Origin of the sequence: Amycolatopsis lexingtonensis, assembly GCF_014873755.1 — a bacterium.
Lineage (GTDB): Bacteria > Actinomycetota > Actinomycetes > Mycobacteriales > Pseudonocardiaceae > Amycolatopsis > Amycolatopsis lexingtonensis.
The window spans coordinates 5,328,755-5,353,130 of the sequence record NZ_JADBEG010000001.1; the positions used below are offsets into that span (position 1 = coordinate 5,328,755).

The following is a 24,376-nucleotide window of genomic DNA, read 5'->3' on the forward strand; positions in this document are numbered from 1 at the left end:
TACTGAACCCGTGTCAAGTAAGCTCGGGGGATGCGGACCAGGCTCAGCACGCAGCAGCGGCGGGAACAGCTGCTGGCCATCGGCGCCGGGCTGTTCGCGAAGCGGCCGTACGACGAGGTGTGGATCGAGGAGGTCGCCGAGATCGCGCAGGTCTCGCGCGGCCTGCTGTACCACTACTTCCCGACGAAGAAGGAGTTCTTCGCGGAGATCGTCCGCAGCCAGCGCGACCAGCTGCTGACGATGAGCGAGCCCGACCCGGCGCTGCCCGTCGCGGAGCAGCTGCGGGCCGGGCTCGACGTCTACCTCGAGTTCGCGCGCACGCACCCCGACGGCTACCGCGTCGTGCACCGCGCCGCCGCGGGCGCCGACCGGGAGATCCTGCGGATCCGGGAAGCCGGGATGGCCGCGAACGCCGAGCGCATCCTGACCGCGCTCGGCGCGCTGACCACCGTCACCGAGACGACCCGGGTGGCCGTCCGCGGCTGGCTGGCGTTCGTCGCCACCGTCATCCTCGACTGGCTCGACCAGCCGAAGATCACCCAGGCCGAGCTGCGCGACCTCTGCGTCCGGACGCTGTTCGCGGCGGTGGACGTCACCCCGTGACGGCGGGCGACGCGGCGCCGCCGACCAGCTGCCGCGGGGCGCCCGAGCCGTCCGCCGGGACCGCCCAGACCGCGTTTTCGAGGCCGTAGAGCACGGTGTGGTCGTCCTGCCAGAGCGCCTGGTCGTCGACGCTGCGGGTTTCGGCGAGTTCGGTCTCCGCCAGGCTCGCGAGGTCGAGCACCGACAGCCGCCAGGCGCCTTCGCCGACCTTCTTCTTGAACGCCACGCGCTTGCCGTCCGGCGACAGCGACGGGCATTCGACGTTCTCCCGGAGCGCCTTCCCGCGATACCGCCCGTAGTCGGCTTCGACGAGGTACGTCTTGCCCTTGCTGCCCAGCGTGGCGTAGAAGCGGTTGCCGTCGGGGGCGAACGTGATGCCCCAGTAGTTGACGTCGGCCGCGAAGTAGCGCTTGCCGTCGACGAAGACGGGCAGCTCCTCGATCGTCTTGACCAGCCGCCCACTGTCCACTTCGTACAGTCCCGCGCGGGTGGAGAAGCCGGTCTGCGCGTAGGAATCGCCGGTGACGAACACCGTCCAGTAGACGCGCTTGCCGTCCGGGGAGACCCGCGCACGGCTCGGGGTGCCGGGCAGGGTTTCGGTGTGGCGGACGCCGAGCCGGCCGTCGAGGACGAGGACGTCGGTGACCGCCGGGAGTGTCCCCGGCTTGACGGCCAGGCACACCGCCGTCTGCCCCGCGACCGCGAACCGGTCGCACTTCAGGCCGCTGAGCTGGGGTTTCGCGCCCGGGTCGGCGAGCGGGACGGCTCCGACGCGGCCGGTGGCCGTGTCGCGGTAGAACAACTGCCCGGGGGCGAGCGTGAGCTGCGCGGCCGGCCCTGCTTCGGCGGTGTCGTGCCGCGAGCTGACCGTGTAGGCGACGGCGGCGGCGACCAGGAGCGCGGTCCCGGCGAGGGCGAGAACGAGTTTCTTCACGGGCGCACCGGTTTCACGAGGGCGGCGGCGAGGGCGACGGCGGCCAGGCAGCCCGCGGCGGCGAGCACCGCGGGCCGCAGGTCCCAGAGCGTCCACGCCAGTCCGAAGAGGACGGACGAAAGCATCCGGGCGGCGGCCTGCCCGGTCTGCACGACGGCCATCCCGGTGGCCCGCAGGTCACGCGGGATGAGCGGCCCGGCGGCGGCCATCAGGACGCCGTCGGTGGCCGCGTAGAACACGCCGTGCAGGCCGAGCGCGACCACCGCGAGCCAGATCCCGGCCTGGGGACCGCAAAGCAGCACCAGCGCCAGGCACAGCGCGGCGTGCCCGCCGAGGAAGACGGGCCAGCGCCCGATCCGGTCGGCGAGCTTGCCCAGCGGCACGGCCAGCACGAGGTAGACCCCGGCGGTGCCGAGCGGCAGCAGCGGGAACCACGTCGCCGCGATCTCCCACCGCCGTTGCAGGACGAGGTAGACGAACGAGTCCCCGACCGTCACCAGGCCCAGCAGCGCCGCCCAGAGCGCGACGCGCCGGAAGTCCTGCTGCCGCAGGAGACCGAGCGCGGCGCGCAGCGAGACGGCGGCCCGGTCGACCGCGCCGGGCCGGTCGTGGACGAACAGGGCGAGCAGCAGCACCGCGATGGCGGCGACGCAGAAACTGGTGAAGAAGACGCTCGTGTAACTGCCCAGGCTCAGAGCCAGTACGGCCATGGCCACCAGCGGGCCGAGGAACGCGCCCACGGTGTCCATCGCCCGGTGCACCCCGAACGACCGGCCGAGCGTCTCCGGCTCGCTGGAGAGCGAGATCAGCGCGTCGCGCGGGCCGGTGCGCAGCCCCTTGCCGGTGCGGTCGGCGGCGAGGACGACGCCGATCGCGGCGACCGACGAGCCGGCCGCGACCAGCCCGAGCTTGCACACCGCGGACAAGCCGTACCCGAACCCGGCGACCGCCTTGAGCCGCCGCCACCGGTCGGCGAGGTGCCCGCCGAGCACCCGCACGACCGCGGTGGCACCCGCGTAGAGCCCGTCGAGCAGCCCGAACTGCAGCGGGTTCAGGCCGAGGCCGAGCACCAGGTAGAGCGGGAGGACGGCGGTCACCATCTCCGAGGAGACGTCGGTGACCAGGCTGACCGCGCCGAGGGCGACGACGTTGGCCGACACCCGTTTCAGCGCGGGCTTCCGGTCGGTGCCCGCCGCCAGGTCCGAGGTCCGGCTTGCCGCGATGTACATGCTCGTCCCCCCTAGTGGCAGGTGTAGGTCGGGCTGCTGTCCAGGACCTTGCCGTCGACGCCGATCAGCTGCGACTGGAAGCTGGTGTCGGTCATGGACAGCTTGAGCACGCCGTAGGTCTTGAGCAGCTTGGCGGTCGTGGCGTGCGGCGAGCTGAGGTTGTAGAGGCTGGCCCCGCCCGAACCGCCGACGATCTCGACCGGGCCGTTCGCGTCGGCCTTGCCGTCGGCGTTCTGCGGGACGAACCTTTCGTAGTCGTGGTCGTGGCCGTTGAGGACCAGGTCGACCTTGCTGGCCGCCATCAGGTTCCACAGCTCGATGCTGTCGGGGTTGTCGCCGTGGTCACCGGAGCTCCACCGCGGGTGGTGCCAGTAGGCGGCGACGCAGCCCTTCGTGTTGTTCGCGAGATCCTGCTTCAGCCACGTCATCTGCTCGTCCGGGCCGAACTCGTGGGTGGCGAAGTCGTTGGAGTCCAGGGCGATGAAGTGCCAGTTGCCCATTTCCCAGCTGTAGTACCGCTTGCCGTTCGGCTTCGCGATGGCGCCGAAGTACTCGTCGTACCCCTTGTACGGCGTGTCGTCGTAGGTCTCGTGGTTGCCCGGGATCGGGTGGGTCTTGCTCTTGAACTTGCCCCAGGTCGTGTTGTAGTAGGAGTTGAAGTCCGACAGGTGGGCGTCGTCGTACTGGTTGTCGCCCATGGTGATCACGGCCGCGGGGTTCATGGTTTCCACGAGCTTCGCGGTTTTGACGTGGGCGCAGCTGGAACTGCTGGCGGTGCACCGCTCGGCGATGTCGCCGGCCGCGGCGAGGACGAATCCCGCGCTCCCGGCCGCGGTTTTCACCGTGACCGGCGCGCTGGCGGCCGAGACGTTGCCCGCGTTGTCGCGCGCGCGGACGGCGTAGGTGTAGCTGGTGTCCGGCGTGAGCCCGGTGTCGGTATACGACGTCGTCGCGCTGGTGGCGACGGCGGTGCCGTTGCGCAGGACGTCGTACCCGGCGACGCCGGTGTTGTCGGTGGCGGCGCTCCAGGTGAGCGGGACGCTCGTCGCGGTCGCGGTCCCGGCGGCGAGCCCGGCCGGGACGGTCGGGGGCTGGGTGTCGCCGGCGGAGTCGGTGCTGCCGAAGACCTGCATTTCCCAGAAGGAGTACCCGTAACTGGTGGCGCGGGTGAGGCCGACGAAGCGCACGAACCGGCCGTGGGCGGCCAGGCCGGTCAGGTCGTCGGTCTTGCCGTCACCGGTGTCGACGGCGGCCGCGGTGGTGAACGTCGTGCCGTCGTCGGAGACTTCGATGCGGTACTTCTTGGCGTACGCGGCTTCCCAGTTGAGCAGGACGCGGTGGATGGTGGCGGGCTGGCCGAGGTCGATCCGCAGCCACTGCGGGTCGGACCCTTCGGCGCTGGCCCACCGGGTGGTGGCACTGCCGTCGACGGCTTTGGCCCCGGTGTAGGAGGAGCTTTCAACGGTCGAGGTGGCCACGGGTTTGCCCTGCGAGAGCAGCACATCGGCGGCCTCGGTGGTGGCGGCCGCGGCAATGGCGGAGGGCAGCAGGACCACGGCGGCGAGCACCGGGGCGAGCCGGGCGAGGGGGCGTAATCGGGTGGACGGCACGTCGCACTCCTTAAGGGCCTTGGCGGTGGCTTGACGGGGCTGCGGCGTCGGTTCAAACAGTTAGGAAAGTTTCCTAACTAAGCGGACTTTAACGAGGAGTAGGTTCGGCTGACAAGACTTGTCTTGTCGTTGAATCGGTCAAGAGGGTGAGTTTTCGACCGTTTCCGCTGATCAGCGGATGTTTCGCTGACCGGGATACTGCCCCGTGCGGCGGGATGCGGCTCTTCTGGTCCGCCCGGCGGCGGCTTCGCCGACGTCTTGAATGACTCATTCAGGTCTCCGGAGGTCCTGAATGACTCATTCAAGACACCCGGCTCAGCTCGCCAGCAGCTTCCGGATCTCGCTCACCGCTGCCCGGCCCGCCCGGTTGGCCCCGACCGTGCTCGCCGACGGCCCGTACCCCACCAGGTGCAGCCGCGGCTCGGCCACCACCCGCGTTCCGTCCACCCGGATCCCGCCGCCCGGCTCGCGCAGGTGCAACTGGGCGAGGTGGTCGATCGCCGCGCGGAAGCCCGTGGCCCAGAGGATCACGTCGGCATCGAAGCGCGTGCCGTCCGCCCACTCGACGCCCGAGGGCACGATCCGGGCGAACATCGGCCGGCGGTCCAGGATCCCGGCCGCGCGGGCGGCCCGCACTTCCGGCGTCACGGCCAGGTCGGTCACGCTGACCACGCTCTCCGGCGGCAGCCCGGCCCGCACCCGCTCGTCGACCTTCGCGACGGCGGCGCGGCCCCAGTTCTCGCTGAACGGCTCGTCGCGCCAGACCGGCGGACGGCGCGTCACCCAGGCCGTCGCGCGGGCGAGCGGGGCGAACTCCATCAGCAGCTGCACGGCCGACGCCCCGCCGCCGACGACGACCACCCGCGCGCCGCGGAAGTCTTCGGGTCCGAGGTAGTCGGCGGTGTGCACCTGACGGCCGGCGAAGGTCTCCTGGCCGGGGTAGTGCGGCCAGAACGGCCGGTCCCAGGTGCCGGTCGCGCTGATCACGGCCCGCGCCGACCAGGACTCCGCCGGGCTCGACACCACGAGCCGCTCCCCCGCCCGCGTCACCGACTGGACGTCGACGGGCCGCAGCACCGGGAGGTCGTACACGCTCTCGAAGCGCGCGAAGTATTCGGAGACGACTTCGGAAGCCGGGCGCGTCACGTCCGGCGAGCCGAAGGCCATCCCGGGCAGGTCGTGGATGCCGTGCACCTTGCCGAGCACCAGCGACGGCCAGCGGTACTGCCACGCTCCCCCGGCGCGCTTCCCGTGGTCCAGCACGACGAAACCGGTCCGGTTGGCGAACCCGGCGCGCCGCAGGTGGTACGCCGCGGACAGGCCCGCCTGGCCCGCCCCGATCACCACCACGTCCGTCTCGTGATCCGCGCCGCTCATATGGGGTTCAACGGCCTGCCGGAGCGGCTATTTCGCGCCGTTCGTCACACGGCGACGCGGTTGCGGCCGGCTTCCTTCGCCCGGTAGAGCGCCGCGTCGGCCGAGCGCAGCACGTCGTCGAGCGTCAGCCCGGTGCCGGGGTGGCGCGCGACCCCGATCGACACCGACAGGCCGCTCACCCGGACCGTCCCGCTCCCGGTCGAGATGACCACGTTCAGCTCGCCCACCGCCGCCCGCACCCGCTCGGCGATGGCGAGCACGTCGGCGTCGCCGATGCCCGGCAGCAGCACCACGAACTCCTCGCCGCCGAACCGCCCGACCGTGTCGCCTTGGCGCACCGAGCCGGTGATCGCCACCGCGACGGCGGCCAGGACGTCGTCTCCGGTCAGGTGCCCGTAGGTGTCGTTGATCTTCTTGAAGTGGTCGAGGTCGATCATCAGCACCGCGAAGCCGTCGCCGCGGCGCACCGCGCGGGCGTGCTCCCGGACCGCGGAGTCGTGCCAGCCGGCGGTGTTGAGCAGCCCCGTCTTCTCGTCGGTGACCGCCGCGACCTGCAGCTGCTGCTTCAAGAGCAGGTACCGGTGCAGCAGCAGCAACGGCGCGATCACGAACACCACCAGCACCGGCTGCTCGACCAGCGCCAGCGCGGCCAGCCCGCCGAGGCAGAGGGTCGCCAGCTCGAAGGCGTTGTCCTCCCACGTGCCGATCAGGTCGGCCGCCGAGCGCTGGCTCGTGTAGAGGTAGATGCCGGCGGCCACGAGACCGATGTTCACCAGCTCGAACACCACGGCCGCGAGGCAGAGCGCGAACAGCCCGCGCGGTGTCTGCAACGGCGTCCCGTGCAGCCCCAGCACGGCGAGCACGGACGAAGCCGCGAAGCAGGAGAGCATCGCCCACGCCGTGCTCGCGACGAAGCGGTGCGCGGGCCGCGTGCGCACCTGACGCCACACCCGCACCCACAGGTGGGCGTAGAGCACGAGGGCGAGCAGCGCCACCCACGCGGGCGGCAGCAGGACGACGCCGGCGAGGTACCAGACCGAGGTGACGTTGATGTGCGTCTGCCCGCTCATCCACCGCCGCAGCCGTTCGATGCGGCGGGACATCTCGGCCTGCGCGACGCCGAGCGCGACCAGCACCGCGAACCAGACCGGGCGCACCGGCTCCCCGAACCCGGTGCCCAGCGCCACCGCGGTCGCGCCGACGGCGACCAGCTCACAGCCGAGGGCGTAGGCGATCCACCGTGCTTTCGCCCCGGCCCACATCTCCCACCGCGCGGGCCACCCCGGCCAGTCGGAAAGCGCTTCCCGGCGCACGGCGGCCTGGGCTCTCAAGAGCCGAAGCCACGGGTGTGACGAACCGGCATCGTGACGTACCCCTTGCGCGAAGTTCGGCCGACCAGGTAGCCCAGCGTAGCCGTTCGGACGAGCCACGTCGCCGGTCCGGACGAATTGCCCGCGCCGGTTTGCCCGAACACCCGCGCAGAGTAGATCACCGGACATGCCGAAGGGGACTTTCCTCTCGTCTCATGAGAAGAAAGTCCCCTTCAGACCACGGCTACTTCCGCAGCGCGCGGACGATCGCGACCACGCCGGCCACCACGGCGAGGCCGATCAGCACCGGCGCCAGCCGCTTGAGGACCGACTGCCCCGCGTAGTCGAGCAGGTCGATCGCTTCGGTTTCCGGCGCGGCCGGGACGCTCCGCAGCGGCGGGCGGTCCGACGGCGGTGCCGAGGGCCGGGGTTCGGTGTTGATCTCCGCGGTCGTCGGCGCGGGCTTGACCGCCGGTTCGGGCGCAGCGGCGGGCGCGGGCTCCGGTTCCGGGGCGGCGGCGGGCTCCGGGGCGAGCTTTCCCGACAGGCAGCCCGCGAACGTGTCCAGGATCTTGCCGCCCACCTCGCTGATCAGGCCCCGCCCGAACTGGGCCGGCTTGCCGGTGATCGCCAGGTCGGTCGCCACCGCGCCGTGCGTTCCGCCGTCGCTTTCGGTCAACGTCAAGGTCACCGTCGCGGACGCCGTGCCGGCACCCCGCGCATCCTTGCCCGAAGCCTTGATCGTGACCTTGTGCGCGGCGTCGTCCTTTTCGAGGAACTCGCCGTGCCCCTTGTACAACAGCGAAATCGGCCCGAGCTTGACCTTCACCGTCCCGCTGAAGGCGTCCCCTTCGACCTTGGTCAGGGTGGCACCCGGCATGCACGGGGCGACGCGCTCGGGGTCGACGACCGCCTGCCAGACCTCGCCGATCGGGGCCGGGACGGTGAATTCGTGGTCGAGCCGCACGGGCCGACCTCCTCTCTCTGCCAGACCTGGGTGTCCGGTGCCCACCCTAGCCGCCGCAGCCGCGGCGGCCGGGTGGGCGAGCGGAGTCGTCAGGCCCCGGCGGCCGCCGCGATGGCGCGGCCCGTGAGCACCTTCGCCAGGTGGCGGCGGTATTCGACGTCGGCATTGCCGTCGACCGGCGGATTCGTGCCCTCGGCCGCGTGCTCCGCCGCCGCGCGGATGGAGTCCGCCGAGGCCTGGACGCCGACCAGTGCCGCTTCGACGCCCGAAGCGCGGACCGGCGTGGAGCCCATGTTCGTCAGCGCGACCCTGGCCTCCTCGATGACCCCCGCTTCGGTGCGGACGGTGACCGCGACCGCGACCATCGACCACGCCTGGGCGACCCGGTTGAACTTCTCGTAGTGCGCCCGCCACCCGGTGTGCTTGGGCACGCGGACCTCGACGAGCAGTTCGTCCGGCGCGAGCGCCGTGGTGAACAGGTCCTGGAAGAACTCCGCGGCCGGCACCGTCCGGCGGCCCGAAGGCCCGGCCACCACCAGCGAAGCTTCCAGCGCGAGCACCGGCGCCAGCAGGTCGCCCGCCGGGTCGGCGTGGGCGATTGCGCCGCCGAGCGTGCCGCGGTGGCGGATCTGCGGGTCGGCGACGGTGTCGGTCGCCGCCTTGAGCAACGCCGCGTGCTCGGCGACCAGCGGGTCGCGCTGGACGTCGTAGTGCGTCGTCATCGAGCCGATCACCAGCGTGTCGCCGTCCTCGCGCACGCCGCGCAGTTCGGCGACGCGCCCGAGGTCGATCAGCGTCGTCGGCGCGGCGAGGCGCATCCGCAGCACCGGCAGCAGGCTCTGCCCGCCCGCCAGCACCTTGGCGTCCTCGCCGGCCGCCGCCAGCGCCTGCACCGCTTCGTCCACTGTGGACGGGCGGGCGTACTCGAAGGGAGCCGGGATCACTGCGCACCTCCGGAGGCGTCGATCGAACCGAGTCCGCCACCGGCTTCGTCGCGGCCGGGGCCGCCCGCGTCGGTGGTGCCGTGCCGCATCGCGTGCCAGACGCGCATCGGCGTCAGCGGCATCTCGATGTCGTTCACCCCGAAGTGGCGCACGGCGTCGATCACCGCGTTGACCACCGCCGGGGTCGAGGCGATGGTGCCCGCCTCGCCGACGCCCTTGGCGCCGAGCGGGTTGGTCGTCGACGGTGTTTCCGTGCGGTCGGTGGTGAACGAGGGCAGGTCGGCCGCCGACGGCAGCAGGTAGTCGGCGAACGTGCCGGTGGTGAGCGTGCCGCTCTCGTCGTGCTCGGTTCCCTCGAACAGCGCCTGCGCGATGCCCTGCGCGAGCCCGCCGTGCACCTGGCCCTCGACGATCAGCGGGTTCACCGCGACGCCGACGTCGTCGACGCAGACGTAGGACCGCAGCTTGATCCGGCCCGTTTCGGTGTCCACCTCGGCGGCGCACAGGTGCGTGCCGTGCGGGTAGGAGAAGTTCTCCGGGTCGAACGTCGCGTCCGAGTCGAGCGACGGCTCGACCCCGTCGGGCAGGTTGTGCGCCGCGAACACCGCGAGCGCGATGTCGGCGATGCCCGTCGAGGAATCGGTGCCCTTCACCGTGAACTTGCCGTTCGCGAACTCCAGGTCGTCCTCGGCGCATTCGAGCAGGTGCGCCGCGATCGGCTTGGCCTTCGCGACCACCTTCTCCGCCGCCTTGACGATGGCGATCCCGCCGACGACCAGCGACCGCGAGCCGTAGGTGTCCATGCCCTTGTGCGAGGACTGGGTGTCGCCGTGGATGATCTCGACGTCTTCGAACGCGACGCCCAGCTGGTCGGCGACGATCTGGCTCCACGCCGTCTCGTGGCCCTGGCCGTGCGCGGAGGCGCCGGTGATGACCTCGACCTTGCCGGTCGGGAGCATCCGGATCGCGGCGTGCTCCCAGCCGCCGGCGCCGTAGTCGAGCGAGCCGAGCACCCGCGACGGCGCCAGCCCGCACATCTCGGTGAACGTCGAGATGCCGATGCCGAGCTGGACCTTGTCGCCGGACGCGCGGCGCTTCTCCTGCTCGGCGCGCAGGCCGTCGTAGTCGAAGAGCTGCTTGGCCTTCGCCGTCGCGGCTTCGTAGTTGCCGGAGTCGTAGGTCAGCCCGCACACCGTGGTGAACGGGAACTCCTCGTGCTTGATCCAGTTCTTCTCGCGCAGTTCCAGCGGGTCCATGCCGAGCTCGACGGCGAGCTCGTCCATGATCCGCTCGATCGCGAACGTCGCCTCCGGCCGGCCGGCGCCGCGGTAGGCGTCGGTCAGCGTCGTCGTCGTGTACACGTTGGTGCACGCGAAGTGGTACGCCGGGATCTTGTAGATCGCGTTGAACATGAACGCGCCGAGGATCGGCACGCCGGTGCCGACCAGGCCGTTGTACGCGCCGAGGTTGGCGAGCAGCTCGACCTTGAGGCCGGTGACCTGGCCGTCGCGGGTGGCCGAGATGGTGATGTCCTGGATCTGGTCGCGGCCGTGGTGCGCGGCCAGCATCGTCTCCGACCGCGATTCGTTCCACTTGACCGGCTTGCCGAGCTTCTGCGCGACCAGCAGCGACATCATCTCTTCGGGCAGGACGCCGATCTTGCCGCCGAAGCCGCCGCCGACGTCCGGGGCGATCACGCGCAGCTTGTGCTCGGGGATGCCGAGCGTCAGCGCCGACATCACGCGCAGGATGTGCGGGATCTGCGTGGCCGACCACATGGTGATCTGGGTGCCGGTCGGGTCGACGACGCAGGCGCGCGGCTCCATGAACGCGGGCACCAGGCGCTGCTGGCGGAAGCGGCGCTTGACGACGACCTCCGCCGAGCCGATGGCTTCCTCGACGTTGCCGCCGGTGCCGGCCTCGGCGGAGTCGAACTTCCAGACGGCGCTGGTGTTGCTCCCCTGGTCTTCGTGCACCAGCGGGGCACCGTCGGCGATCGCGGCTTCCATGTCGAGGATGACCGGCAGCTCGTCGTACTCGACGTCGATCTCTTCGAGCGCGTCGTGCGCTTCGGCCGACGACCGCGCGACGACGACCGCGACGCCTTCACCGGCGAAGTTGACCTGGTCGGCGGCGAGCACCGGACGGCGCGGCGCCTTCATGTCCGGCGTGATCGGCCACGCGCAGGGCATGCCGATCGAGCTGTCCGGGTCGAGGTCCTTCGCGGTGAACACGGCGACGACGCCGGGGGCGCTCTTGGCCGCCGAGGTGTCGATCGAGACGATCTTGGCGTGCGCGAACGGGCTGCGCAGGACCGCCATGTGCAGCATCCCGGGCAGCGTGATGTTGTCGGTCCAGCGGGTGCGGCCGGTGATCAGCCGCTCGTCCTCCTTGCGGCGGCGGGACTTCCCGACCTCCGGCTCGAGCGTCGCGGTCATCAGTCACCACCCACGCCGACGTGCTTGTTCTCGGTGATGCGTTCCGCTTCGGGTCCCGCGCCGGGACTCATGTTCTGCGCGGCGTCGCGGACCGCGCGGACGATGTTCTGGTAGCCGGTGCAGCGGCAGAGGTTGCCTTCGAGGCCTTCGCGGACGGCCTGCTCGTCGGGGTCCGGGTTGTCGGCCAGGAGGTCGATCGACTGCATGATCATGCCGGGCGTGCAGAACCCGCACTGCAGGGCGTGGTTGTCGTGGAAGGCTTTCTGCACCGGGTGCAGCTGCCCGTCGCGGGCGAGCCCTTCGATGGTGGTGACCTCGCAGCCGTCGGCTTGCACGGCCAGCACGGAGCAGGACTTCACGCTGTGCCCGTCGAGGTGGACGGTGCACGCGCCGCAGTTGCTGGTGTCGCAGCCGACGACGGTGCCGACCTTGCCGAGTTTTTCGCGCAGGTGGTGCACGAGCAGCGTGCGGGGCTCGACTTCGTCGGTGTACTTCGTCCCGTCGACGGTGACGGTGATGCGCATCAGGCCTCCAAAAGCCGGTTCGGGAACGGCCTGCCCGACCGTGATCGGGCTCACAAACCCCGAGCGTGCTACGCGACCTTGGCGCGGACAAGCCCTGATGTCACACGTTCAACTACTCGTTCCGCAGCTGCGCCTCGAAGCCCGGCGCAACTCCGTATGTGCGGAGATCCGGATGGGTGAACTTTTGTGGGCCACCCGGAGTAGTCAGCCGTGGATACGTCCCGACAGCTCCGCCAGCCGCTTGCCGCCGCCACCCCACCGCAGCGCGATGATCTCCGCGGCGATCGAAACGGCCGTTTCCTCCGGCGTGCGCGCGCCGAGGTCGAGGCCGATCGGCGAAGACAGCCGTTCCAGCTCCGCCTCGGTGATCCCGGCTTCGCGAAGGCGGGCGAAGCGGTCGTCGTGGGTCTTGCGGGAGCCCATCGCCCCGACGTAGCCGACGTCCAGGCGCAGCGCGATCTCCAGCAGCGGGACGTCGAACTTGGGGTCGTGGGTCAGCACCGCGATCGCCGTGCGCTGGTCGATCCGGCCCGCGTCGGCTTCGGCCTTGAGGTAGCGGTGCGGCCAGTCGACGACGACGTCGTGCGCGTCCGGGAAACGGCTGCTCGTGGCGAAGACCGGGCGCGCGTCGCACACCGTGACCTGGTAGCCGAGGTAGGCGCCCATGCGGGCCATCGCGGCGGCGAAGTCGATCGCGCCGAAGACCAGCAACCGGGGCGGCGGCTCGAAGGAGTTGACGAACACGGCCATGCCCTCGCCGCGGCGCTGGCCGTCCGGGCCGTAGTGCAGGGTGCCGGTGCGGCCGCTGGCCAGCAGGCCGCGCGCGTCGTCGGCCACCGCGTCGTCCATCCGGGACGAGCCGAGCGAGCCCGCCGTCCGGTCCGGCCACACGATCATGTGCTCGCCGACCAGGCCTTCGCGTTCGTGCTCGATGATCGTGACGACCGCGACCGGCTCGCCGCCGCGCACCGAAGCGACGACGTCGCCGAGTTCCGGCATCGACTCGCGGTCGACGTGCTCGACGTAGATGTCGATGATCCCGCCGCAGGTCAGGCCGACCGCGAACGCGTCGTCGTCGGTGACCCCGTAGCGCTGCAGCACCGGCTTGCGCTCGGCGACGACCTCTTGCGCGAGCTCGTAGACCGCGCCTTCGACGCAGCCGCCGGACACGCTGCCGGCGACCGTGCCGTCGGGGGCGACGACCATCGCGGCGCCGGGCGCGCGCGGCGCCGACGAGAAGGTGGCGACCACGGTGCCGAGTCCGACGGTCTCGCCTTCGGACCAGCGGCGGAACACGTCGTCCAGTACGTCACGCATCGGCAATCTCCCGGAGCAGTCGTTCCAAAGTGGCCAGGGTGTGCCCGGCCAGCAGCCGGTCGATGTGGGGCAGCGCGGCCACGATGCCCGACTGGACCGGAGCGTACCCCGCCCTCCCGGCGTGGGGATTCACCCAGAATACGGCGTGCGCGAGCCGGCGCAGGTGTGCGAGCTGCTCGCCGAGCAGGCCGGTGTCGCCGCGTTCCCAGCCGTCGGAGAAGACGGTGACGACCGCGCGGCGGGCCACGCCGCGACGGCCCCAGCGGTCGAGGAACGCCTGCAGCGTCTCGCCGAGCCGGGTGCCGCCGGCGAAGTCGGGCACCGCCGAACCCGCCGCGAGCATGGCGCGTTCGGGATCGCGCTGGCGCAGCTGGCGCGACACCCGCGTGAGACGCGTGCCGAGGGTGAAGACCTCGACGGCCTGCGGCGCGGACCGCGTCAGGACGTGGGCGAACCGCAGCAGCGCGTCGGCGTACGGGCTCATCGAGCCGGAGACGTCGATGAGCAGCACCACCCGGCGCGGGCGCGTGCCGCGGCGGGCGTGCACGAGGGTGAGGGGCTCGCCGCCGCTGGCCAGCATGGCGCGCAGCGTGCGCGACGGGTCGAGCTGGCCGCGCCGCGACGGCGTCCGCCGGGCGGCCGGGCGCTTCGGCAGCACCGGATGGAGAGTGGCCAGCAGTTCGCGGAGGTGTTCGCGCTCGGCCGTGGTCAGGGCGGCGAGGTCGCGGTGGCGCAGGACCTCCTGCGCGCTCGCGGCGACTTTCAGCCGGTCCTGGCCTTCGCCACCCTCGGCGTCCCCGCCTTCGGCGTCCACGAGCGGCGCGATCCGGGCCTGCTTCGGCACGGCCGTCTTCGCCCGCTGCGGGGTCGGCGTCTCGATGGAAAACCACTGGCTGAAGGCTTCTTCGTAGCTCGGCAGGTCGTCCGGGCTCGAACACAGCGTCAGCCGCCCGGCCCAGTACAGCTGCGTGGGCTCGGCGACGTCGATCTCGGCGACGGCCGCCAGGTAGGCCTGCACGCGGTGGGCGTCGCAGGCGACCCCGGCTTCGCGCAGCGCGGCGGCGAACCCGGCGTACCCGGCGACGGGGTCGGCGGCGGTGGTCATGGCTCCATTGTGCGCCTGTTTCGGGGTGCACTGCCTGTGTCCCGGCGAGGAGTCGAACCTCGGACCTCGGCGTTCGTAGCGCCGCGCTCTGTCCTGCTGAGCTACCGGGACGGGGCGGTCCGCGCACCCGTCCCTCCCCGGATGGGCGCGCAGACCGCGCTCTTCGCCGCGGCCGACCCAAGGTAGCGGCGGGTGGGCGCGAAGAGCTTTTCGGAAAGAATTCAGCGAACGGCTCGGGAGATCGTGCCGCAGTGGTCGAGTTGTCGGGTCACGATCTCCTCCTCTCGGTGGCGGTTCCGGCTGTGGTGGGAAAAGAATGCCGCACGCGCGCGGGCGGGGCAACGCAATTAAAAACGCCCGCCCGGTCCTTTGTGGACCGAGCGGGCGTTTTGGGCTCCGTGTCAGGAAACCTTCATGCCGGGCTGGATGTTGGCGCAGCCGCGCAGGCCGGCGGTCTTGTTCAGCTCCAGGATCGGCGGCAGCGTCTTCTGCGCGTAGGCCTGCAGTTCCGCGAGCTTCGCCGGGTCGACCAGGTCGCGCCGGACGTGGTAGCTGACCCAGTTGCGCGAGTCGACGGTCATGTTCCCGATCGGGTTGTTGACGAAGATCGTCACGTAGTCCTGGTCGAACCGCGGGTCCTTGTCGAACTGCAGCGTCGTGATCCACGAGCCGATGAACGTGATCAGTTCCGGCTTGGCCTGCGTGAAGACGTAGTCCCGCAGCCCCTGCATGTCCGCGCGGTGCAGGTAGTCGGCGATCGGCTTGTCGCCGAGGCCGGCCAGGTCGAGCACCCGGATGCGGCTGCCCAGCGACGTCCCGCCGAGGTCGATCAGCCCGACCTGGGCGGTGTCCGGCAGCTTGAGGATGTCCGCGAAGCCGTTGACGGCCTGGGCGTCGCGCTCGGCGACGATGCAGAACGCGGTCTTGACGTTGGCGCGGTAGGTCGTGCCCTGGGTGTAGAACCCGCTCACCGAGCTGACCGCGGCCACGACCAGCAGGCAGGCGAGCACGATCCGGCCGCGCAGCCGGGCCGCGGACAGCGCCTCGACGACCACGACCGCGGCGCCGAACGCGCCGAGCGTCCAGACCGGGGTGGCGAAGCGCAGCTGCCCCATCCAGTCGTACTCGAGGACGATGTAGGCGACGACGGTCAGCCCGAACGGCGCCAGCAGCGCGATCAGGCCGGTGCGCAGCTTCGACGGCCGGATCATCAGCATCACCAGGCACGCGACGGCGATCGCGACGACCAGCCAGCCGACGTAGGAGACGATCTCACCGGGCCGCGCGAGGTCGTCGAGGGTCGGCGGCTCCTGCCCCTTCGCGACGGCGGTGTTGGGCACCAGCCGGCCGAACTCGAACCAGCGGAAGACGACGTAAGCGCCGTACGGCACGGCGAACCCGGCGACGGACACGACCACCGCGCGGACGCTGCGGCCGAGCAGCTCCCGCTTCAGGAAGAGCAGCACGACGATCGGGTAAGCGCCGGCGTAGATGACGCCGTCCGGCCGGGTCAGCGCGGCGAGCATGGCGATCAGCCCGGTGCCGACCGCGACCTGAGTGTCGAGGAGCCGGCCGCCTTGGACCGCGCGCAGGATCAGCACCGCGAGCGCGGCGACGGTCAGCGCGTAGAAGGAGTTCTCCAGCCCGGAGAAGCACCAGATCACGAACGACGGGATCGCGGCGAGCACGGCCCCGGTCAGGAAGGTGACCAGCGCCGGGCGGCGGGTGAGCGTCTTGGCGCCGAAGTAGAACAGGACGAGCACGCCCAGGCAGCACGCCAGCGCGAGCGCCTTCGGGAAGAGGATCTGGTCGTTGACCCCGAACAGCGTCCCGTGGTCGAAGAGGCCGACGAGCTTGCCGAGGGCGAGCAGCACCATCCAGGTCGGGTTGGAGTACCCCTCGACCGGCGAGGCGCCCGGCTGCAGGACCGGCCCGAAGCCGTCGGCGACGTTGCGCGAGTAGGCGAAGGTGATGGCGGCGTCGTCGATCAGCCAGTGCCCGTAGAAGGAGGCGTGCACGGCGATCAGCGCGGTCCCCCCGAGCACCGCGAACACGGCGGCGAGCTTGCCCCGCCAGGTGCTCGTCCCTGTGGTAGTCCCGACCGGCTCGGGCCGGTCCGGCGCTGTGTCCGCCGGCGGTCTCGTTTCGGTCGTCTCCGCCACGCTCATCCGCAGGATCTCCCCCGTCTCGGGCCCTCGGGTCAGGCGAACAGGGCGTCGAGTTTCGCCCGTACCCGGTCGAGGTCTTCGCTGTACTTCAGGACGGCCCCGAGCGTCCGCGCCGCGGTGGCCGCGTCCAGCTCGTCGCGCTCAAGAGTCATCAAGGCTCTCGCCCAATCGAGTGACTCAGCTACTCCGGGTGGCTTAAGCAGATCCATCTCGCGGAGTCGATGCACCGCTTCAGCGATCTGCCGAGCCAAAACTTCACCTATTCGAGGGATCCTACGACGCAGGATCATGACCTCCCGAACCAGGTCCGGGTGTTCCAGCCAGTGGTAGAGGCACCGGCGCTTGAGCGCGTCGTGCACCTCCCGCGTCCGGTTGGAGGTGAGCACCACGAGCGGCGGCTGCTCGGCGCGGACCTCGCCGTACTCGGGAATGGTGACGGCGTTCTCGTCGAGGAGCTGGAGCAGGAAGGCTTCGAACTCGTCGTCGGCGCGGTCGATCTCGTCGACGAGCAGCACGCACGGCGCCTTGAGGGCCTGCAGGAGCGGCCGGGCGAGCAGGAACCGTTCGGTGTAGAGCGACCGCTCGGCGGCCTCGACATCGAGCGTGCCGGCGGCTTCGAGCGCGCGGAGGTGCAGGAGCTGGCGGGGGAAGTCCCACTCGTAGAGCGCCTGGGCGGCGTCGATGCCCTCGTGGCACTGGAGGCGCACGAGCGGCCGCCCGAGCGCGGCGGCGAGCGCGAGGGCGAGCGAGGTCTTGCCGGTGCCGGGTTCGCCTTCGCAGAAGAGCGGCCGCCCCATCTTGAGGGCGAGGAACCCGGCGGTGGCCAGCCCGTCATCGGCGAGGTAACCGGTCCCGTCGAGCGCGACGGCAAGTTCTTCAGGAGAAGCGAGCAAGTCGGTCACGCTGTCGATCGTAGGCGGCGGGAGGGAGGGGTGCGGGGTGTGCGAGGGGGTGGGCACGGATGGATGACCCGGGGTCGGGTTCGCGGACGGCTCGACTGTGGTGGACCGGGCGAGGTGTGACGAGCGACCGGTCCGCCAGGACCGGGACGGCCAGGTCGCGGCCACAGCTGTCCGAGGCGGGCGCGACTTGCGTTATACGGGCCGACGCGTGTGCGGCTGGGCGGCTGCGGGCTTGAGGGTCAGTGGGGCGGTGGGCTCGGGAGGTCGGCGGGGCGGTCCACGTCGCGGCCGCTGCCGAGGTCGGCGCACTCGATCAGGTTCAGGTCCTCGCGGGTGGCCAGCCAGTCGCGGGCGCCTCGGTCGCCGCGGGCGGATTGAACGATCTCCGGCCACCAGTGGCGGCCCAGGAGGACTGGGTGGCCTGGGGTTCCGTCGTAGGCCGCGCGGGCGATCGTTCGCGGGGTTGCCTCCGCCATGACCCTCGCGAGGATCTCGGGGCCCACCCACGGGAGGTCGACCAGGTGGACCAGCGCGGCCACCGGGCCGTCGCTTTCGGTCAGTGCGGTCAGGCCCGCGCGGAGAGAGGCACCCATGCCGGTTTGCCAGTCCTCGGCGAACACCGCCGCCTCGGGGTCCGGCAGGAGGGGGCGGACCTGGTCGGCCGCCGCGCCCAGTACTACTCGGATCGGGGTGCAGCCGGCTGCCGTCAGGGTGCGCAGGGCTCGGCGGACCAGGGGCTCGCCGTCGAGTTCGGCCAGGGCTTTCGGGCCGCCGAAGCGGCGGCCCGCGCCCGCTGCCAGCAGGAGGCCGGCGACTTGGGGGCCGGTGGCGGGTGGGTGGTCAGCCATGGGCCCGGCCCGGGGCTCCGATCGCCAGGTCCGCTTCGATCGCGCGGGCCGTCTCCAGCAGCGGGGGGACCAGGTTCTCCCGCACCGACTCCGCCGTCGTGCGGCTGGCGTGGGTGGACAGGTTGACCGCCGCCACCGTGCGGCCCTTGCGGTCGCGGATCGGGGCCGCCACCGAGCGGAGGCCTTCCTCCAGCTCCTGGTCGACCATCGCCCAGCCCTGGTCGGCGACCTTCGCCAGCTCGCTGCGCAGGGGGTCGGGCGAGGTGACCGTGTGGTCGGTCAGGCGGTCGAGGCTCGCCACCAGGAAGTACGCCTCCAGCTCCGCCTTGCTGAGCCCGGCCAGCAGGACGTGGCCCATCGAGGTCGCGTACGCCGGGAAGCGGGTGCCCACGTTGATGCTGACCGTCATGATCCGCGACACCGCCACCCGCGCCACGTAGACGATGTCCGTTCCCTCGAGCACCGAGACCGAGCTCGACTCGTGGACCGTCGCGGACAGGCTCTCGAGGTGCGGCTGCGCCACTTCGGGCAGCGTCATGCTCGACAGGTACGCGTACCCCAGCTCCAGCACGCGGGCCGTCAGGGAGAAGTACTTGCCGTCGGTGCGGACGTAGCCGAGGTCGGTCAAGGTCAGCAGGAACCTGCGCGCCGCGGCGCGGGTGAGGCCGGTCGAGCGGGCGACGTCGCTCAGGGTCAGCTCCGCCGCGCCCGCGTGGAAGGCCTTGATCACGGCCAGGCCGCGCTCCAGCGACTGCACGTGGTGGGCACCACGGTGCGCCGGCTCGCTGTCCAGCTCGGCTTCGATGGGCCTCCCCGCGTCCATGACCGGCACCCTATCCGGCGTCGGACGGCCGGGCGCCCGGCTCGCCGAGCTCGGCGAGGGTGCGCTGCGCGATGGCGAACGCCGCGTTCGCCGCCGGTGCGCCCGCGTAGACGGCCGTGTGCAGCAGGACCTCGCTGATCTCCGCCGCCGTCAGGCCGTTGCGGACCGCCGCGCGGACGTGCATCGCCAGCTCGTTGTGCGCCTGCAACGCCGTCAGCGCCGCCAGCGTCACGCAGCTGCGCGTCCGGCGGTCGAGGCCGTCGCGGGCCCACACCGAACCCCACGCGCCCTCGGTGATGTAGTCCTGGAACGGGCGGCTGAAGTCCGTCGTGCCCGCGACCGCGCGGTCGACGTGCTCGTCGCCGAGCACCTCGCGCCGCACCTTCATGCCCTGTTCGTGGCGGTCCGTCACGCTCGCTCCAAGTGGTCGAGGATCAGCCGGGTGAACTCGTCCGGCCGTTCGTAGCTGCCCAGGTGCGCCGCGTCCGCGACCACCTCCAGCCGCGCGCCCGGGATGCCGTCGGCGATCGGGCGCGCGTGCTCCTCCGGCGGGGTCGCCGGGTCGTCCGCGCCCGCGATCACCAGTGTCGGCGCGGTGATCTTCGGCAGCGCGTCGAGCTGGTCCATCCGCTCGATCACGCCGCAGCAGGCCGCGTAGCCCTCGGCCGGGACCCCGGCGATCATCGACCGCAGGTACGCGGCGCGGTCCGGGTGCCGCTCGGCGTAGCCCGGGGTGAGCCAGCGGGCGACGCCCGCCGCCGCGACCGCGGCGGTGCCTTCGGCGCGGACCTTGGCGGCCCGCTCCGCCCACATCTCCGGCGGGCCGAGCTTCGCGGAGGTGCAGCACAGCACCAGGCTCGCCACCCGGCCGGGCGCGTGGACGCCGAGCCACATGCCGACCATCGCCCCGAGCGAAAGCCCCACCAGGTGCGCCCGCTCGACTTCGAGGTCGTCGAGCAGCGCGAGGACGTCGGCGCCCAGGTCGCCGAGTTCGTACGGGCCCGGCGGCACCGGCGAGGCGCCGTGGCCCCTGGTGTCGTAGCGGACCACCCGGAAGCCGCGTTCGAGCAGCGGCACCACCTGCGGCTCCCACATCCGGAGGTCGCTGCCGAGCGACCCGCCGAACACCACCACCGGCCCGTCCTCCGGGCCTTCCACGACCCGGTGCACCTGCACGGCGCTCACGCTGCCACCTCCGTTCATACCGCGAAGAACACCGTCTCGCCGTCGCCCTGCAAGCGCACGTCGAAGCGGTAGCCGTCGTCGGTCTTGGCCGCGATCAGGGTGCCGCGCCGCTCCGCCGGGACGGTCGCCAGCACCGGGTCCGCGGAGTTGGCCTGGTCCTCGAAGTAGATCCGCGTGACGACCCGGTTGAGCAGGCCGCGCGCGAACACCGACACGTCGATGTGGCGGGCCTGCGTGGTGCCGTGCTCTCCGGGCACCACGCCGGGCAGCAGCGTCAGGATCCCGTACGTGCCATCGGTTTCCGTCGGGCAGCGGCCGAAGCCGCGGAACTCGCCGTTCGTCGCGCCGCGCGGGTCGTCCGGGTGGCAGAAGCCGCCCTCCGGGTCGGCCTGCCAGGTCTCGATCATCGCGTCCGGGACCGGGTCGCCGTTGCCGTCGCGGACGGTGCCGCGGATCCAGAACGCGCCGGGCGTTCCCTCGGGCACGACGTACGGGCCGTCCGGCCAGGGCAGCCCGATCGACAGGTAGGGACCGACCGTCTGCGAGGGGGTGGGGAGCAGCCTGGTCATTCGTCCTCGTCCTCTTCCTCTTCGAACACCGACGCGTCGCGCCCGCGCAGCACGATGTCGAACTGGAACCCGAGCGCCCATTCGGACTGGGTGATCTCGTGGTCGTAGCGCGAGACCATCCGCTGCCGGGCCTTTTCGTCCGGGATGGAGTTGAAGATCGGGTCCTGGAAGAACAGCGGGTCGTCCGGGAAGTACATCTGGGTGACCAGCCGCTGGGTGAACGCCGAGCCGAACACCGAGAAGTGGATGTGCGCGGGGCGCCAGGCGTTGTCGTGGTTCTTCCACGGGTACGCGCCGGGCTTGATGGTGGTGAAGGTGTAGCGGCCGTCGCTGTCGGTCAGGGTGCGCCCGACGCCGTCGAAGTTCGGGTCGAGCGGGGACGGCCAGCGGTCGCCGGTGTGCCGGTAGCGGCCACCCGCGTTCGCCTGCCAGATCTCGATGAGCGAGTCGCGCACCGGACGGCCGTCGCCGTCGAGGAGCCGGCCGGTGACGATGATCCGCTGGCCCTGCGGTTCGCCCTCGTGCTGGCGGGTGAGGTCGTTGTCGAGCTCGTTGAGCCGGCCCGGGCCGAGCAGCGGGCCGGTGACCTCGGTCAGCATCTGCGGGAGCAGCACCAGGTCCTGCTTGGGGTGCCGCAGGGCCGTGGAGCGGTAGCCGGTGAAGCCGAGTGGTGGGTGGGTGCCTTCGGGGTCCTGCCCGTAGCGCGGCAGTCTGAGTTCGGTCGGAGTGGCCACGTCTCTTCTCCTTCTACCGGCCTTCGAGGACGACGGCCAGGCCCTGGCCGACGCCGATGCAGATGGCGGCCAGGCCCCAGCCCCCGCCGCGGCGGTGCAGGTCGTGGGCCAGGGTGCCGAGGATGCGGCCGCCCGACGCGCCGAGCGGGTGGCCGATGGCGATCGCGCCGCCGTGGGTGTTCACGATCTCCGGGTCGAGGTCCTTCCAGTCGCGCAGGCAGGCCAGCGACTGGGCGGCGAAGGCCTCGTTGAGCTCGACCGCGGCCAGGTCGTCCCAGCCGATGCCGGCGCGCTCGAGCGCGATCTCGGCCGCGCGGACCGGGCCGATGCCGAAGACGTCCGGGTCGACGCCCGCCGCGCCCCGGCCGGCGATGCGGGCCAGCGGTGCTTTGTTCAGGCGGTTCGCGGTGGCCTCGTCGCCGAGCAGGAGGGCCGAGGCGCCGTCGTTGAGCGGGGAGGCGTTGCCCGCCGTGACGGTGCCGTTTTCCTTGCGGAAGACCGGCTTCAGCTTGGCGAGCTTCTCGGGGCTGGAGTCCGGGCGGATGCCTTCGTCGCGGGCCAGCTCGACGCCTTCGACCGGGACGACGAGGTCGTCGTAGAAGCCTTCGTCCCAGGCCTTGGCGGCGTTGACGTGGCTGCGGGCGGCGAAGGCGTCCTGCTCGTCGCGGCCGATGCCGTAGCGCTCGGCGAGCTGCTCGGTGGACTCGCCGAGGGACACCGTCCACTGCGACGGCATCGCCGGGTTGACCATGCGCCAGCCGAGCGCGGTGTTGTAGAGGGTCTGGTTGCCGGCCGGGAACGCCTTCTCGGGCTTCGGCATGACCAGCGGGGAGCGGGTCATCGACTCGACGCCGCCGGCGACGACGAGGGAGGCGTCGCCGACCTGGATCGCGCGGCTGGCCTGGATCGCCGCGTCGAGGCCCGAGCCGCAGAGGCGGTTGACGGTGCTGCCAGGGACGGTCGTGGGCCAGCCGGCGAGGAGCGCGGCCATGCGGGCGACGTTGCGGTTGTCCTCGCCCGCGCCGTTCGCGTCGCCGAGGGTGACTTCGTCCACTGTGGACGGGTCAAGGTCGTTACGGGCCTGAAGGGCTTTGAGGACCCCGGCGGCCAGGTCGTCCGGGCGGACGCCGGCCAGTGCGCCGCCGTAGCGGCCGAACGGTGTGCGGATCGCGTCGAGGATGTAGACGTCGGTCATGCGCTCGCCTTCTCCAGGTCTCGGAGCACCTGCAGCTCCTGGTCGGTCGGGGCGGGGGTGGTCTTCAGGTCCTCCGCGACCTTGAGTTTCCACCCCGTCGCCGCCACCACGCGGTCCAGCTCCACGCCTGGGTGCAGCTCGGTGAGGGTGAGCTCGGCGGTCTCCGGGTCGGGGCGCAACAGGCCGAGGTCGGTGACCACCAGGGTGGGGCCCCGGCCGGGGAGGCCGAGGCGCTCGCGGTCGCCCTTGCCCGTTCCGTGGCCGAACGAGGTCACGAAATCGACCTTCTCCACGAACGCGCGCGGGTTCTGGCGCAGGACGATGAACACCTCGCCGCAGGAGGCGGCGATCTCCGGGGCGCCGCCCGCGCCCGGGAGGCGGACCTTCGGGTCGTGGTAGTCGGAGCCGATGACCGTGGTGTTGATGTTGCCGAACTTGTCGAGCTGGGCGGCGCCGAGGAAGCCGACGTCGATGCGGCCCGGCTGGAGCCAGTAGTTGAACACCTCGGGGACGCTCACCACGGCGTCGGCGGTGTCGGCCAGCTCGCCGTCGCCGATCGAGAGGGGCAGGCGGGACGGCTTCGCGCCGAGGCAGCCCGATTCGTAGATGAGGTTGAGGTCCGGTGCGTGCGTGCGGCGGGCCAGGTTGGCCGCCTTGCTCGGGAGGCCGATGCCGACGAAGCAGGACTTGCCGCCGGCGAGCGCGCGGGCCGCCGCGACGCTCATCATCTCGTCCGCGGTGTACTCGGTGCTCATGCCTTCACCCCGGTCAGCTCGTTCAGCCACTTCGTGAACTCCTCGCGATCGCGGCCCACCGCGTCCCACGCCTGGTACGCGGCGTTGTCGCGCTCGTAATAGCCCGCCGCGTAGGACGGTTTCGCGCCGCCGGGGACCTCGGCCACCGCCGTGACCGCCCAGGACGGGAGGACCACCGCGCCGGGGCGAGGCTCCAGTTCGTCCACGATCTCTTCGACCGTCACGATCGAACGCTTCGCCGCCAGTACCGCCTCCTTCTGGACGCCCGTGATGCCCCACATCTGGACGTTGCCGGCCCGGTCGGCGCGCTGGGCGTGGACGATCGTGACGTCCGGGTTCAGCGCCGGGACCGCGGTCAGCTGCTCGCCGGTGAACGGGCACGTGATCGGCTTGATCGTGTCGGTCTGCGACGGCAGATCGGTGCCCGTGTAGCCGCGCAGCACCGCGAACGGCAGGCCGGACGCGCCGGCGACGTACCGGTTCGCCATGCCGGCGTGGCTGTGCTCCTCGATCTCCAGCGGCACCGGCCAGTCGTGCTGGACGGCGTCGCGGAAGCGGTGCAGCGAGCCCACGCCGGGGTTGCCGCCCCACGAGAAGATCAGCTTGCGGGCGCAGCCCGCGCCGATCAGCTGGTCGTAGACGATGTCCGGGGTCATCCGCACCAGCGTGAGGTCACGCTTGCGCTGCCGGATGATCTCCTGCCCGGCCGCGACGGGGATGAGGTGCGTGAAGCCCTCGAGCGCGACGGTGTCCCCGTCGTGCACCAGCCGGGCCACGGCCTCATCGAGCGACAGCAGCTCCGCCATCACGTGCTCCAAACTGTTCGCATCACGCACACT

The 24,376-nt window shown here is 71.6% G+C and carries 23 protein-coding genes and 1 tRNA gene; 1 reads left to right on the forward strand and 23 read right to left on the reverse strand.

Translation table 11 applies throughout. The features are described 5' to 3' along the window. Positions 1 to 30 precede the first annotated feature (30 nt). Entirely contained in the window at positions 31 to 603 is a 573-nt protein-coding gene (locus H4696_RS23900) for a TetR/AcrR family transcriptional regulator (protein WP_086857295.1), read from the forward strand. Here the strand turns inward: H4696_RS23900 and H4696_RS23905 are convergent. From H4696_RS23905 to H4696_RS24015, 23 genes are all read right to left on the reverse strand, one after another. Beyond that, positions 593 to 1,537, reverse strand: a complete 945-nt coding sequence (locus H4696_RS23905; RefSeq protein WP_086857296.1) for a TolB family protein — start codon at positions 1,535 to 1,537, stop codon at positions 593 to 595. The genes H4696_RS23900 and H4696_RS23905 overlap by 11 nt on opposite strands. Further along, a complete protein-coding gene (locus H4696_RS23910; RefSeq protein WP_086857297.1) occupies positions 1,534 to 2,766 on the reverse strand; it encodes an MFS transporter in 1,233 nt (410 codons plus the stop codon). The genes H4696_RS23905 and H4696_RS23910 overlap by 4 nt, the downstream gene beginning before the upstream one ends. An 11-nt stretch (positions 2,767 to 2,777) precedes the next feature. After that, the gene (locus H4696_RS23915) at positions 2,778 to 4,334 is read right to left on the reverse strand and encodes a discoidin domain-containing protein (RefSeq protein ID WP_086857298.1); all 1,557 of its coding nucleotides are present in this window, start codon (positions 4,332 to 4,334) and stop codon (positions 2,778 to 2,780) included. A 357-nt stretch (positions 4,335 to 4,691) separates the two neighbouring features. Beyond that, positions 4,692 to 5,753: an NAD(P)-binding domain-containing protein gene (locus H4696_RS23920; protein WP_086857299.1), complete on the reverse strand. Its 1,062-nt coding sequence runs from the start codon at positions 5,751 to 5,753 to the stop codon at positions 4,692 to 4,694. Between the two features lie 44 nt (positions 5,754 to 5,797). Continuing rightward, the gene (locus H4696_RS23925) at positions 5,798 to 7,015 is read right to left on the reverse strand and encodes a GGDEF domain-containing protein (protein WP_086857307.1); all 1,218 of its coding nucleotides are present in this window, start codon (positions 7,013 to 7,015) and stop codon (positions 5,798 to 5,800) included. A gap of 292 nt (positions 7,016 to 7,307) precedes the next feature. Next, the gene (locus H4696_RS23930; protein ID WP_086857300.1) at positions 7,308 to 8,030 is read right to left on the reverse strand and encodes an SRPBCC family protein; all 723 of its coding nucleotides are present in this window, start codon (positions 8,028 to 8,030) and stop codon (positions 7,308 to 7,310) included. Positions 8,031 to 8,119: 89 nt separating this feature from the next. Then, positions 8,120 to 8,974, reverse strand: a complete 855-nt coding sequence (locus tag H4696_RS23935) for an FAD binding domain-containing protein (RefSeq protein WP_192782501.1) — start codon at positions 8,972 to 8,974, stop codon at positions 8,120 to 8,122. Beyond that, complete coding sequence (locus tag H4696_RS23940) at positions 8,971 to 11,412, reverse strand: xanthine dehydrogenase family protein molybdopterin-binding subunit (protein WP_192782502.1); 2,442 nt, start codon at positions 11,410 to 11,412, stop codon at positions 8,971 to 8,973. Before H4696_RS23940 ends, H4696_RS23935 begins: the two co-directional genes overlap by 4 nt. Beyond that, positions 11,412 to 11,936: a (2Fe-2S)-binding protein gene (locus H4696_RS23945; RefSeq protein ID WP_086865549.1), complete on the reverse strand. Its 525-nt coding sequence runs from the start codon at positions 11,934 to 11,936 to the stop codon at positions 11,412 to 11,414. The genes H4696_RS23940 and H4696_RS23945 overlap by 1 nt, the downstream gene beginning before the upstream one ends. A 204-nt stretch (positions 11,937 to 12,140) precedes the next feature. Continuing rightward, positions 12,141 to 13,253, reverse strand: coding sequence for an XdhC family protein (locus H4696_RS23950; protein ID WP_192782503.1), 1,113 nt, complete (start codon positions 13,251 to 13,253; stop codon positions 12,141 to 12,143). Next, positions 13,246 to 14,358 carry a vWA domain-containing protein gene (locus H4696_RS23955; protein ID WP_086865517.1) on the reverse strand — a complete coding sequence of 371 codons (1,113 nt, stop codon included), beginning with the start codon at positions 14,356 to 14,358 and terminating at the stop codon, positions 13,246 to 13,248. The genes H4696_RS23950 and H4696_RS23955 overlap by 8 nt, the downstream gene beginning before the upstream one ends. Positions 14,359 to 14,395: 37 nt before the next feature. Beyond that, positions 14,396 to 14,469: transfer RNA gene (locus H4696_RS23960), tRNA-Arg, on the reverse strand. A gap of 290 nt (positions 14,470 to 14,759) precedes the next feature. Beyond that, the gene (locus tag H4696_RS23965) at positions 14,760 to 16,526 is read right to left on the reverse strand and encodes a hypothetical protein (RefSeq protein WP_086865516.1); all 1,767 of its coding nucleotides are present in this window, start codon (positions 16,524 to 16,526) and stop codon (positions 14,760 to 14,762) included. Between the two features lie 32 nt (positions 16,527 to 16,558). Beyond that, a complete protein-coding gene (locus H4696_RS23970; protein ID WP_192782504.1) occupies positions 16,559 to 17,428 on the reverse strand; it encodes an AAA family ATPase in 870 nt (289 codons plus the stop codon). A 239-nt stretch (positions 17,429 to 17,667) separates the two neighbouring features. After that, positions 17,668 to 18,276 carry a nucleotidyltransferase family protein gene (locus tag H4696_RS23975; RefSeq protein ID WP_192782505.1) on the reverse strand — a complete coding sequence of 203 codons (609 nt, stop codon included), beginning with the start codon at positions 18,274 to 18,276 and terminating at the stop codon, positions 17,668 to 17,670. Next, positions 18,269 to 19,099, reverse strand: a complete 831-nt coding sequence (locus H4696_RS23980) for an IclR family transcriptional regulator domain-containing protein (RefSeq protein ID WP_086863169.1) — start codon at positions 19,097 to 19,099, stop codon at positions 18,269 to 18,271. The genes H4696_RS23975 and H4696_RS23980 overlap by 8 nt, the downstream gene beginning before the upstream one ends. A gap of 10 nt (positions 19,100 to 19,109) precedes the next feature. Further along, the gene (pcaC, locus tag H4696_RS23985) at positions 19,110 to 19,511 is read right to left on the reverse strand and encodes a 4-carboxymuconolactone decarboxylase (protein ID WP_086863168.1); all 402 of its coding nucleotides are present in this window, start codon (positions 19,509 to 19,511) and stop codon (positions 19,110 to 19,112) included. Continuing rightward, a complete protein-coding gene (gene pcaD / locus H4696_RS23990) occupies positions 19,508 to 20,302 on the reverse strand; it encodes a 3-oxoadipate enol-lactonase (RefSeq protein ID WP_086863167.1) in 795 nt (264 codons plus the stop codon). The genes pcaC and pcaD overlap by 4 nt, the downstream gene beginning before the upstream one ends. Beyond that, positions 20,299 to 20,853, reverse strand: coding sequence for a protocatechuate 3,4-dioxygenase subunit alpha (pcaG, locus tag H4696_RS23995; RefSeq protein ID WP_086863166.1), 555 nt, complete (start codon positions 20,851 to 20,853; stop codon positions 20,299 to 20,301). Before pcaG ends, pcaD begins: the two co-directional genes overlap by 4 nt. Further along, the gene (pcaH, locus tag H4696_RS24000; protein WP_086863165.1) at positions 20,850 to 21,587 is read right to left on the reverse strand and encodes a protocatechuate 3,4-dioxygenase subunit beta; all 738 of its coding nucleotides are present in this window, start codon (positions 21,585 to 21,587) and stop codon (positions 20,850 to 20,852) included. The genes pcaG and pcaH overlap by 4 nt, the downstream gene beginning before the upstream one ends. Before the next feature lie 13 nt (positions 21,588 to 21,600). Beyond that, positions 21,601 to 22,782, reverse strand: a complete 1,182-nt coding sequence (locus H4696_RS24005; protein ID WP_086863164.1) for a thiolase family protein — start codon at positions 22,780 to 22,782, stop codon at positions 21,601 to 21,603. Next, entirely contained in the window at positions 22,779 to 23,537 is a 759-nt protein-coding gene (locus H4696_RS24010; protein WP_192782506.1) for a CoA-transferase subunit beta, read from the reverse strand. The genes H4696_RS24005 and H4696_RS24010 overlap by 4 nt, the downstream gene beginning before the upstream one ends. Continuing rightward, complete coding sequence (locus tag H4696_RS24015) at positions 23,534 to 24,343, reverse strand: CoA transferase subunit A (RefSeq protein ID WP_086859488.1); 810 nt, start codon at positions 24,341 to 24,343, stop codon at positions 23,534 to 23,536. Before H4696_RS24015 ends, H4696_RS24010 begins: the two co-directional genes overlap by 4 nt. Positions 24,344 to 24,376: the final 33 nt, after the last annotated feature.

Bases quoted from the DNA above. Each gene is read 5' to 3' on its own strand.
- H4696_RS23900 (WP_086857295.1), top strand. From the start codon at position 31: ATGCGGACCAGGCTCAGCACGCAGCAGCGGCGGGAACAGCTGCTGGCC.
- H4696_RS23910 (WP_086857297.1), bottom strand. From the start codon at position 2,766: ATGTACATCGCGGCAAGCCGGACCTCGGACCTGGCGGCGGGCACCGAC.
- H4696_RS23920 (WP_086857299.1), bottom strand. From the start codon at position 5,753: ATGAGCGGCGCGGATCACGAGACGGACGTGGTGGTGATCGGGGCGGGC.
- H4696_RS23925 (WP_086857307.1), bottom strand. From the start codon at position 7,015: ATGTGGGCCGGGGCGAAAGCACGGTGGATCGCCTACGCCCTCGGCTGT.
- H4696_RS23940 (WP_192782502.1), bottom strand. From the start codon at position 11,412: ATGACCGCGACGCTCGAGCCGGAGGTCGGGAAGTCCCGCCGCCGCAAG.
- H4696_RS23945 (WP_086865549.1), bottom strand. From the start codon at position 11,936: ATGCGCATCACCGTCACCGTCGACGGGACGAAGTACACCGACGAAGTC.
- H4696_RS23950 (WP_192782503.1), bottom strand. From the start codon at position 13,253: ATGCGTGACGTACTGGACGACGTGTTCCGCCGCTGGTCCGAAGGCGAG.
- H4696_RS23955 (WP_086865517.1), bottom strand. From the start codon at position 14,358: ATGACCACCGCCGCCGACCCCGTCGCCGGGTACGCCGGGTTCGCCGCC.
- H4696_RS23965 (WP_086865516.1), bottom strand. From the start codon at position 16,526: ATGAGCGTGGCGGAGACGACCGAAACGAGACCGCCGGCGGACACAGCG.
- H4696_RS23975 (WP_192782505.1), bottom strand. From the start codon at position 18,276: ATGGCTGACCACCCACCCGCCACCGGCCCCCAAGTCGCCGGCCTCCTG.
- H4696_RS23980 (WP_086863169.1), bottom strand. From the start codon at position 19,099: ATGGACGCGGGGAGGCCCATCGAAGCCGAGCTGGACAGCGAGCCGGCG.
- pcaD (WP_086863167.1), bottom strand. From the start codon at position 20,302: ATGAACGGAGGTGGCAGCGTGAGCGCCGTGCAGGTGCACCGGGTCGTG.
- pcaG (WP_086863166.1), bottom strand. From the start codon at position 20,853: ATGACCAGGCTGCTCCCCACCCCCTCGCAGACGGTCGGTCCCTACCTG.
- H4696_RS24005 (WP_086863164.1), bottom strand. From the start codon at position 22,782: ATGACCGACGTCTACATCCTCGACGCGATCCGCACACCGTTCGGCCGC.
- H4696_RS24010 (WP_192782506.1), bottom strand. From the start codon at position 23,537: ATGAGCACCGAGTACACCGCGGACGAGATGATGAGCGTCGCGGCGGCC.
- H4696_RS24015 (WP_086859488.1), bottom strand. From the start codon at position 24,343: ATGGCGGAGCTGCTGTCGCTCGATGAGGCCGTGGCCCGGCTGGTGCAC.